Below are 10,406 nucleotides of genomic sequence, written 5' to 3'. Positions count from 1 at the left end.
TCATCAGAAGTTCCAGAAACCTTTAATGCTACTTCTGAATCTGTGAGCATAGGTAATTCTACCTCTACAACTTCTTCAGCAGCAGCACGCTCTTCCCCTACTGGAATCATTGTTTCATCCCCGTTCTCATCATCAGAAGTTCCAGAAACCTTTAATGCTACTTCTGAATCTGTGAGCATAGGTAATTCTACCTCTACAACTTCTTCAGCAGCAGTACGCTCTTCCCCTAATGGACTAGTAATACAATTACTTAACAATCTACAAGCAGCACTAGTCCAATAAAGAGCTGTTGATGTTGCTGTTACCTCTTTAGCAACTGAACTACAAGGATCCGCTAAAGCAATCACAAACACACTAGAACCTAATCCAGAAGCACTTATTAATAATCCTTCTTGTAAAGTTAAAGCTGCTAACCTTGCCCCTTTTTTAGAATTTTCTGGGCCCTTGGTTCTATATTGCTTATAGATTATTTTCCTAAGTATTGTGAATAGTACTGCCATACTTCCAAGCGCAAAGATTATCATCATTCCATTACATGGACTACAATCATTAAATTTTAGAGGATCATCGCTAGGACCTTTTGGATTTATACATGTCCTATTCTTGCTGAAGTATTGTGTAAATTTATCCCGAATCTGACGCTGATCCTCCCAACAGACTATATCCAATTGTTTTAACTTTTCTTCTCCTAATTGAAGGTCCTTACTATCGATTTCCTGCTCATTATTACTCGCGCAGATTCTTGCCTGATGCACAGCAGCAGTAGGCATTCCAGTAGCTGTAGCTTCTAAGCGAAAATTTGACTTATCTATACAATTTATAGCTTGATTCCATATCCACATCCCTTGGTCCCAAAACATAAATATACTATCTTCGTCATTGTCTTCATCAACACTCTTAACATGTGAACAAATAGGTACTTCTGTTTTAGGAAAAAACTTTTGATAATCACTTGTTTTTAAACAATTTACTTCCTTATTGGGACCTGTATCATATGTATTACATGTTAAAAAATTTTGTGTCTCCCATGGGGTAAAGTTTGTTTCATTTTGTGAAAGTAAATGATCTTGTTTCGTAAAACATAATAAAACTTTTTCATAATCTATAGGAAGAGAGTCCATAACTTTACCTGAACAAAGAGATGCTGTAACTACACCAACAACTCCCATCGCAAATGCAACGCCTAATGAAGAATTAAGAAATGCTGTGCATGCTTTTGTGCATGTTTTCATATTTTTTAATACATTATCTTTTAATCCTGACAAAGTAGAAGGACACTGCCTCCCTGTATATACAAAAAAATTTTTATTCAAAAATTCTATTCCTGACATAATTATCTCCTTTTAAAAAAAAGTACTTTATAGATATATTTTTTTTAAAACAAAGTAAAATTTTTAATTATAAATATATTTTTTTAATTAAGAGATTGATAATTCAGAATTGAGCATATAGCCCCAAAAGAACTACTACAGAGAGATTTTATCAAAAAAGCTAAATATGCAATGAACAACAAGACTTACTTATAGAAGGTTTTTTTGGACTACTTAGACCCATAACTACTGAGAAAGCTTCCTCTTTGCCTTCATCCACAGTAATTCTACTCCTTCTTTAGAAACAGAAGCTTCCCTACTAAACTAGTCCAATAAAGAGCTATTGACTCCATAGCTACCTGCTTAATTCTATCATTTACAGAACCACAAGGTGGTATTAAAGAAATTAGTAAAAAACCTGTTCCTAGACTAGCAACACCTAATAGCTGCTAATAGTTGTATATTGTTTGTTATATTTATTCTTCAGCTCTCTACAACTGTAGGGACGCCTTGCATAATATTTCCTTTCTTTAGATTAAAAAAAAGACAGTAATCTATCTAAAGATAATATGAGAGTATAGAAAAGGTAAGTATTTACTTAATGACAAGAAGGATTACATGAAATAGTAATCCTTCCTGTCTTATAAGATTAAAAAATGTTAACAACAAGACTTGCTGGTAGAAGCATCTCCAGGACTATCAAGGACCACAACTACTGGAATCATTGTTTCATCCCCGTTCTCATCATCAGAAGCTCCAGAAGCCTTTAATGCTACTTCTGCATCTGTAAGCATAGGTAATTCTACTACTTTATCTTGAGCAGCAGTACGCTCTTCCCCTAATGGACTAGTAATACAATTACTTAACAATCTAGAAGCAGCACTAGTCTAATAAATAGCTGTGGAGGCCATGACTATCTTCTTAGCACTTTCATCTACAGGACCACAGGGAGGTAGCAAAGAAGTTACTAAAACACCTGTTCCTAGACCAGAAGCACCTAGAAGAAGCCCTTCTTCTAGAATTAAATCTGCTAACCTTCTGCACTTTCTAGAACCACCTTTAGGCTTCTTAAGACCTTGAAATGTACATTGTTTATAGATTATTTTGCCAAGCGTTGCCATTAATGTAATAACACTTCCAACACCAAAAGCTAATAGCATCATATTACATGGTGAACAATTATCATTTTTTCCTGCTGATTCTAAAATAAATGATGTTGATGAAAACACCTTTTCTAGATGATGAGGCACTATGCAATTAGTAGTATTAATAAAATAATCAGGATAAGTCATACTCATATTATATTTTTTACTAAAACAATATGGATGAATCTCTAGATTATTTCCACTTGCATCCTTTTGCTTGACAATAGATGTTGTAACTTCTGCTTGCGCCTTTATGGAAGATTGCTGACTTGTTGGAATCATTTTTTTAAATACTTTTTCTGTTACACATTCTGTAGAAAGAGAAAGCTGCCATATTCCTTCTAACCAAAACATAAAAACATAACCTAATAATCCTGTTCCTTGACCCTTAAGACCTGAACAACGAGGAATTTCTAAAGAAGGCTGATGAGATTGATACTCTTCCACTTGCACACAAAATATTTGATATGGCTCACCTAATGCATCTCTAGATAGATCTGTTGCATTCTTCCCCTTACCAACTTTTCCAAATTTCCATGAAGGCGTTGTTGTTATATTATAGGCAGTAAAATAATCTTTAGGGTGAAAGCATAAGCCTACTTTATCCTCATCTACTGGAGCTGTAGTTACTACTTTATAAAGGGTTGTGTATGTGGAGGAGGTAGTGAGTGGAAGCAACGTAGTAGCAACTACTTCAAGAAGATCCTCTTGCATGCACACAGATGCTGTAGTAAAACCTAATACTCCCATAGAAACCGCTAAACCTAATGAAGAATCAAGAAATGCTGAACATAGTTTAGCACATGTCCTAACATTGTTGGTTACATTATCCTTCAACTCTCTCCAACTAGAAGGACACCTTCTTCCTGCATATACCAGAATATTATTATTTAAAGATTGGATACCAGAAGAAAATCCATCACCAATTCCTGACATATTATTTCCTTTTTTTTTAGATAAAAAAGAAATATTATTTGATGATTTTTTTATTCCCAAATTAAAAATTAATTTAAAAAATATAATAATTTATCTAAAGGTAGTATGAGAACATAAAAAATAAGAATTGCATTAATGAATGTTAACAACAAGACTTCCTTGTAAATGGTTCTTATGGATTATCCATAACCACAACTACTGCAACAATGGCCTTCCATTCTATTTCTAAAGCTGTGAGCATAAGTAATTCTCCTGTTATATCTTTACTAAAAGTAGATCGTTCCCTTACCGAACTAATACAATTACTTAGTAATCTAGAAGCAATACTAATCTAATAAGGACCTGTTCCAAGACCATAAGCACCTAAAGAAGACCTTCTTCCAGAATTAAATCTGCTAACCTTCTGCACTTTTTAGAACCACCTTTAGGCTTCTTATGAGCTTTAGAGTCACATTGCTTATAGATTATTTTGCCAAGCGTTGTCATTAATAGAGCAGCTCTTCCCAAAACAAGAGTTATAGCACTACAAGGAGCCTCAATAACAGGCATTTCTGTTGTTACTGGCATGAAAGTAGTATGGCGCTGGTGTAGACACAGTAGACATACTACAATTAGTTATATCAAAAGAAAATCCATTACCTATTTCTGTCATATTACCTCTTTTATGAAATTAAAGTTTTTTAAAAACCTATACTTCAAAATTCAAAACTAGGCAAATAGGCACTGAGACAATTACTAGAGATAGATTTTTGTTAACAAGATGAAATTTTATCAAAAAAGATAAACATGCAATGAATAATAAGAAAGATTACACGAAATAGTAATCCTTCTTTTTAGAAGGCTCTTTAATCTCAGTGGAAACTATTTGAAGCTGCCTTCTGTAAAAACCATCATAGTTATTTCGCTGATCTTTCAATGCTTCTAGACATTCTTGATGCATAGAAAGTTCTTCTTGTTCATTTAATCCTTCAAATATTGGCAACCAATCTTCCTCTTCTATTTTTACTGAACTACTTTCAGAACCCCCATGCATTTTTACACTAACTTCTTCTTCAGGAGTTGATTCTTTTTTGATTGGACTAGTAATATAATTATTGAATAGCCTAAAAAAAATACTCCCTCAATAAAAAGCTGTTGATGTTACGTCTTTTTCATCAAGTTGAACAGTATCTTTAAAGCATAAAAACACCATTTCTGTTGTAGAATTATCTTTAACAACAAAGGCATTAGTAGTAGCTAATGTAGTAACAGGCAACCTTGTTGTAGTAATAATATTCACTACATCCTCTCCTGCGCAAAGAGAGGATGTAGTGAGACCAACTATCCCCATAGATCATGGCTAGGCCAAATGAAGAATCCAGAAAAACTGTACAGAACTTGGCACATGTTTTGATATTTTTAGACACATTAGCCCTAAGTTCGCTCATACTATAAGGACAGCGTCTTCCTGTATAACTTAAAACATTGTTATTAAAACAATTGATGCCTTTGCTAAAGCCACTTCCTATTGCACCTATCTTATTTTTTACTCTATATTTAAAATTGTAAATTTTTATATAAAAACCATACAACTTATTAAATCACGGGTTACTAATAAATTAAAAATCCATTGCCATATTATCCATTCCTATATGTGTTTCATATTCATTAAGCTCTTGAAGCTCTATAATAGCTTCTTCATCTAATGCTTTTTCTGATGCACAAACTAAAGCTCCTAACATCTTAGATGCTGCACTAGCTCCATATAGAACAGTTGAAGCTACTACCATCTTATTTGTAACTTCATCAACTGGAACACAAGGATGTAATAATGAATTCATAAGCACACTAGAACCTAATCCTGATGCAGCTATTAATAATCCATCATTTACTAAAACAGCAGTGGCTTTTCTTAAACCTAAACAAGAAATATTAGAACGATTAATCCTTCGCTCTTTATGCTGTTGATATAGCGTTTTCATTGTGGTTGCAAGTAAAGTAGCTGCACTCCCTACTCCAAATACTAATGTTGCTGTATTACATGTATTACAAGAATCAGTAGAACTAGATGTCAGCAAATTAGCCGCTGTAGTAGGTAGCACTGAAGGTAATGGCCAGAGATATTCATCAGATACATTGTTTGCATGCACAGACCGGTAAATTAGATCTAAACTAGAATTAAAGCAAAATATATCAAGATTTTCTTTAATTACAAGATCTCCAAAATTATTAGTCTTACAAACTCCTTGCCTTAAATTTGACAGTTTTAACAGCTTTCCTATAGTCTGGTTAGCGACATAAAATATACTCTCTTGTAGACATTCTATGGATTTTACTAACATTGTTACATTCGAATCACATAATCGGTACAATTCTTCAGCAGGATAACTCTTAGTCAGATCATGAACATGACCAAAGTAATGTTCATAGCTGGCTTGCGTCTCCTCTAGATCCATCAATTCATGTTTAAGTACTGTAGAATTTAACTCAGTATTATTAAGTATTGATCCACAATCTACCTCAATATGAGGATCTGCGCAAATATTCTCTAAAGGGTTCGTTAAAGGGTTCGTCCAGTCATAAATTTGAGAATCTTTTAGAATTAATGAGCCAGTATCTTTAAAGCATAAAAACACCATTTCTGTTGTAGAATTATCCTTAACTACAGAGGCATTAGTAGTAGCTAATGTAGTAACAGGCAACATTGTTGTAGTAATAATATTGACTACATCCTCTCCTGCGCAAAGAGAGGATGCTGTGAGACCAACTACCCCCATAGCACAAGCTAAACCAAATGAAGAATCTAAAAAGGCTGTACAGAGCTTGGTACATGTTTTGATATTTTTAGACACATTAACCCTAAGCTCGCTTATACTAGATGGACAGCGTCTTCCTGTATAACTTAAAACTTTCTCATTAAAATACTTGACACCTACGCTAAAGCCACTTCCTATTGCACCCATTTTATTTTTTACTCTATGTTTAAAATTGTAAATTTTTATATAAAAACCATACAATTTATTAAATCACTGGTTAATAATAAATTAAAAAAATATAAAATTAAATTTATTAAAAAATCATATGAATGCTGCAATACTTAACTGACTTAAAAATTCATTGCCATATTATCCATTCCTATATGTGTCTCATCTTCATTAAACTCTTGAAGCTCTATAATAGCTTCTTCATCTAATGCTTTTTCTGATGCACAAACTAAAGCTCCTAATATCTTAAATGCTACACTAGCTCCATATAGAACAGATGAAGCTACAACCATCTTATTTGTAGCTTCATCAACTGGAACTCAAAGATGTAATAATGAATTCATAAGCACACTAGAACCTAATCCTGATGCAGCTATTAATAATCCATCATTTAACACAATAGCAGTGGCTTATCTTAAACCTAAACAAATAACACTAAAACGATTGATCCTTCGCTCTTTATGCTGTTGATATAGCGATTTCATAGTAGTTGCAATTAAAGTAACCGCTCTCCCTACTCCAAATACTAATGTTGCTGTATTACATGTATTACAAGAATCAGTATGAAGAGTCTAAAAAAACGAATAAATATTGAGATATATCATGAAGTTATTAGATATATTAACTCTTTTCATATACCAGAACATCTTACTCCTACAATACACTCAGGCCATATAATATAGTTAAAGAGACAACTATGCTGTTTTTAAAACATTTGCATAGTAATTATTAAACATCGAATCCATTGCTAGAAGATCTGGATCTAGCTTCTCTACTTCATCAAAACACATACAATCCCTCGCTTGCTTCTCTACTGACTCTATACTTTCTTCTAATACTTTCATCTTCTGCATGACTTCATTAAAACGCATACAATCCCATCCCTGTATCTCTGCCTCATCTACACTCTTTTCCAACATTTTCATCTTCATCATTATTTTCTTAAAACGTATGCTTTCCCACTTTGCTCCATCTACACTTTCTTCTAATACATCCATCTTTTGCATTATTTTATCAAAACGAAGAGATGCCCATTCTTGAAGCTCTGCAGCATTCACGCTCTCTTCTAATGCTTCCAAATTTTGCATAACTTCATTGAAAAGAACAAATAACCACTCTTGCCTCTTTGCCGCATTCACACTTTCTTCTAATATTTCCATCCTTTTCATTATTTTATCAAAACGAAAAGATGTCCATTCTTCAACCTCTGCAAAGTCTACACTCTCTTCCAATGCTTCCATTTTTTGCAGTATTTTACTAAAGCGAAGAAACGCCAATTCTTGCAGCTCTACCATATTCTTGCTCTTTTTTAAAATCCCCATCTCTAGCATTACTGCTTCTTCAGGGTTTACTTGTAGATCTTCTGACTTACATATTAAAGCAGCTGCTAACTTAGAAAATGCATGCACTCCATGTAGCACAGTTGATACAACAACTGCCTTTTGAGCACCTTCTTCTACAGGGCTACATGGATGTAAGAATAATGTCATAAGTATGGTAGACCCTAGACCAGAAGCAACCCATAATAATCCATCATTGAACATAAAAGCTGTGGCTTTCCTTAACCTTGAATCAACCACTTTAACGTAACCACATCTTCTCGCTTTATGTTGTTGATATAAAGCTTTTATAGAAGTTAAAACAAAAACAACTGCACTCCCCACTCCAAATACTAATGTTGCTACATGACACATACCACAAGAATCAGTAAGAGCAGATTGAACAACATTAGATATAGTTTTAGGAGCAGGATCAGTAGATAGCTCAGGAGGTAAAGGGAAAAGATGATGATCCATCACATTATGAGGTCTTAAAAAATAATAATCTATGGAGCCAATCGCACTTAAGCAAAGATGGTCAATAGCCTTATGAGAAAAATTTCCTCCATTATCAGACTGACAAACCCCTCGATGTAAATCTGAAAATTTTAATATCTTACCAAAAGTATGGTTAGCAACATAAAATATGTCCTCTCGTAGACAATCTACTGTTTTAACTAATCCTGTCATATTTGAATAAGCCATTCGATATAACATTCTAGCTAAATAATGCTTTGTTAGATCGTATGAAGCACTGTCAATCTCTTCATAACTTAATAGAAATGGTGGCCCTAAATCCATGAGCTCAGGAAGAAATATTGAACTCTTGCTACTAACGTTATTAAGTAGCGCTCCACAATCTACCTCTATATGACGATCTGGACAAATATCAGTTGCTTTTGGCTTCCAGTCTCTAAGAGGAAAATCGCTTATCGTGAGTGTTGGAGCTTGTTTAAAGCACAAATATACCTGTTCTGCTACAGGAGTAGCATTAACTAAAGAGGCATTAGCAGCAAGAACTGCATCTGCAGTAGTCCTTAGTGCTGTAGTAGCAGGAAGGATCGTAGTAGTAATAAGATCCACTACATCCTCACCTGCACAAAGAGATGCTGTTGTTATTCCAACCACGCCTATAGCACAAGATAAGCCAAACGAAGAGTCCATAAAAACTGTACAGATCTTTGCACATGTCTTAACATTTTGAGACACATTAGCCCTAAATTCTCTTAAACTAGAAGGACATCTTCTTCCTGCACAACTAAAAAAATTTTTATTTAAATACTCGATTCCTGAAGCAAATCCATTACCTACTGCTCCCACCTTATTTCTTTACCTATGTTTAATAACGCATAATGATTATATAAAAACTAGTAGCTCTATTAAATATCTTATTTTCAACACATTAAAAATATTTTTTAAACAATTAGGCATAAGAAGTCATCATCATATTATTAATTTCTAATTCCTCTACTTCTTCCTCAACATCTTGCATCTCTATAATTACTACTTCATCTAATGATTTTTCTGAATCTTGTGCCCCACATGCTAAAGCCCCAAACATCTTAGATGCTGCGCTCACTCCATAAAGAATAGTTGAAGCTAAAACTGTATTTTTAACTGATGCATCTACTGGATTACAAGGATGTAACAATGATGTCATAAGCACACTAGAACCTAACCCAGAAGCAGCTAATAACAATCCCTCATCTAACATAATAGCTGTTGCTTGTCTTAATCCTACATAAGAGCCCCTTGAATGATGAAGTTTTCTTACTTTGTGCTGTTGATATAACGCTTTTATAGTAGTTAAAACTAAAACAGATGCGCTACCTACGCCAAATACTACTGTTGCTGTACTACATGCATTACATGAATCAACCATTGTTGCTTCAACAAAACTAGCAACAGTTGAAGGGGAAGAAGCAGAATCAAATGGAACAAGACATCTCCTTTGAATATCTGCTAAATCTATCACTGAATAGCTATAATTGTTACTATTATCAAAACAAAAGGGATCAACATTACTTCTTGGATAAAAAGAATCACTTCCATTGCTAATTTTGCAAGTCGCTTGCTTCAAATTTAATACATCTAACGCCTTATGCACAGTATGATTAGCAACATAAAACACGCCTGTTTTTACACATTCTAATGCATTAATTAGCCCTGAACCATCTCCCCTAAGCACACCAAAAGAGGAAACATCATGACTAACGTGTTGTGTAGATCCAAATAAACCTAAATTACCACACTGTATGCTAGATAAAGAATCATTGACAAAACTATCATTTAATATTGATGAACAATCTATCTCAACAGGCGGGGTATGACACATCTGAGAGAAATTTGAGGCCCATGCATTAAGAGACACATTGCTTCCTAAATAATCCACAGTTTTATGAAAGCATAAAATTACCATTTTTGTATGAGGATCTGGGTCATTAACTACAGAAATATTAACAGGAAAAGTTGTTGGAGCCGCAGTACTTGGCAGGATAGTAGTAGTCATAAGAGCTAGAACATCCTCCCCTGCACAAAGAGAGCTTGTTGTTAGACCAACCACTCCCATAGCACAAGCTAAGCCAAATGAAGAGTCCAAAAAGACTGAGCAGGCCTTTGCACATGTTCTAATATTTTTAGATATATTAGTCCTAAGCTCACTAAAACTAGACGGACAGCGCCTTCCTGTGTAACTTAAAAAATTACTATTAACATACTCAACGCCTAGACTAA

General features: G+C 34.1%; 10 protein-coding genes. All 10 read right to left on the bottom strand.

What is annotated here, in order from left to right; genetic code table 11:
* On the bottom strand, positions 1 to 1,331 hold a 1,331-nt coding region (locus CLAVI_RS05385), incomplete at its 3' end, for a hypothetical protein (protein ID WP_194844574.1).
* 638 nt (positions 1,332 to 1,969) lie between these two features.
* Positions 1,970 to 2,179 carry a hypothetical protein gene (locus CLAVI_RS05380; RefSeq protein WP_194844573.1) on the bottom strand — a complete coding sequence of 70 codons (210 nt, stop codon included), beginning with the start codon at positions 2,177 to 2,179 and terminating at the stop codon, positions 1,970 to 1,972.
* 18 nt (positions 2,180 to 2,197) lie between these two features.
* Positions 2,198 to 3,391, bottom strand: coding sequence for a hypothetical protein (locus CLAVI_RS05375; RefSeq protein WP_194844572.1), 1,194 nt, complete (start codon positions 3,389 to 3,391; stop codon positions 2,198 to 2,200).
* Positions 3,392 to 3,754: 363 nt separating this feature from the next.
* Entirely contained in the window at positions 3,755 to 3,958 is a 204-nt protein-coding gene (locus CLAVI_RS05370; protein WP_194844571.1) for a hypothetical protein, read from the bottom strand.
* A gap of 241 nt (positions 3,959 to 4,199) precedes the next feature.
* Positions 4,200 to 4,424, bottom strand: coding sequence for a hypothetical protein (locus tag CLAVI_RS05365; RefSeq protein ID WP_194844570.1), 225 nt, complete (start codon positions 4,422 to 4,424; stop codon positions 4,200 to 4,202).
* An 87-nt stretch (positions 4,425 to 4,511) separates the two neighbouring features.
* Complete coding sequence (locus CLAVI_RS05360; RefSeq protein ID WP_194844569.1) at positions 4,512 to 4,721, bottom strand: hypothetical protein; 210 nt, start codon at positions 4,719 to 4,721, stop codon at positions 4,512 to 4,514.
* A gap of 268 nt (positions 4,722 to 4,989) precedes the next feature.
* A complete protein-coding gene (locus CLAVI_RS05355; RefSeq protein ID WP_194844568.1) occupies positions 4,990 to 6,333 on the bottom strand; it encodes a hypothetical protein in 1,344 nt (447 codons plus the stop codon).
* 143 nt (positions 6,334 to 6,476) lie between these two features.
* Positions 6,477 to 6,647, bottom strand: coding sequence for a hypothetical protein (locus CLAVI_RS05350; RefSeq protein WP_194844567.1), 171 nt, complete (start codon positions 6,645 to 6,647; stop codon positions 6,477 to 6,479).
* Positions 6,648 to 7,049: 402 nt separating this feature from the next.
* Positions 7,050 to 8,993: a hypothetical protein gene (locus CLAVI_RS05345; RefSeq protein WP_194844566.1), complete on the bottom strand. Its 1,944-nt coding sequence runs from the start codon at positions 8,991 to 8,993 to the stop codon at positions 7,050 to 7,052.
* A 103-nt stretch (positions 8,994 to 9,096) separates the two neighbouring features.
* Positions 9,097 to 10,406 (bottom strand): hypothetical protein (locus CLAVI_RS05340; protein ID WP_194844565.1); only part of this gene is annotated, 1,310 nt, incomplete at its 5' end.

The organism is Candidatus Clavichlamydia salmonicola, assembly GCF_015356765.1.
GTDB classification, from domain to species: Bacteria; Chlamydiota; Chlamydiia; order Chlamydiales; family Chlamydiaceae; genus Clavichlamydia; species Clavichlamydia salmonicola.
Note: the sequence above shows the minus strand (reverse complement) of the source record. Positions and strands in the feature narration are given on the sequence as shown.

What these genes read in the sequence shown, in the direction of transcription:
- CLAVI_RS05370 (WP_194844571.1), bottom strand. Translation starts at nt 3,958, where the DNA reads ATGCCAGTAACAACAGAAATGCCTGTTATTGAGGCTCCTTGTAGTGCT.
- CLAVI_RS05350 (WP_194844567.1), bottom strand. Translation starts at nt 6,647, where the DNA reads ATGGTTGTAGCTTCATCTGTTCTATATGGAGCTAGTGTAGCATTTAAG.
- CLAVI_RS05375 (WP_194844572.1), bottom strand. Translation starts at nt 3,391, where the DNA reads ATGTCAGGAATTGGTGATGGATTTTCTTCTGGTATCCAATCTTTAAAT.
- CLAVI_RS05360 (WP_194844569.1), bottom strand. Translation starts at nt 4,721, where the DNA reads ATGGGGATAGTTGGTCTCACTACATCCTCTCTTTGCGCAGGAGAGGAT.
- CLAVI_RS05355 (WP_194844568.1), bottom strand. Translation starts at nt 6,333, where the DNA reads ATGGGTGCAATAGGAAGTGGCTTTAGCGTAGGTGTCAAGTATTTTAAT.
- CLAVI_RS05365 (WP_194844570.1), bottom strand. Translation starts at nt 4,424, where the DNA reads ATGCATGGGGGTTCTGAAAGTAGTTCAGTAAAAATAGAAGAGGAAGAT.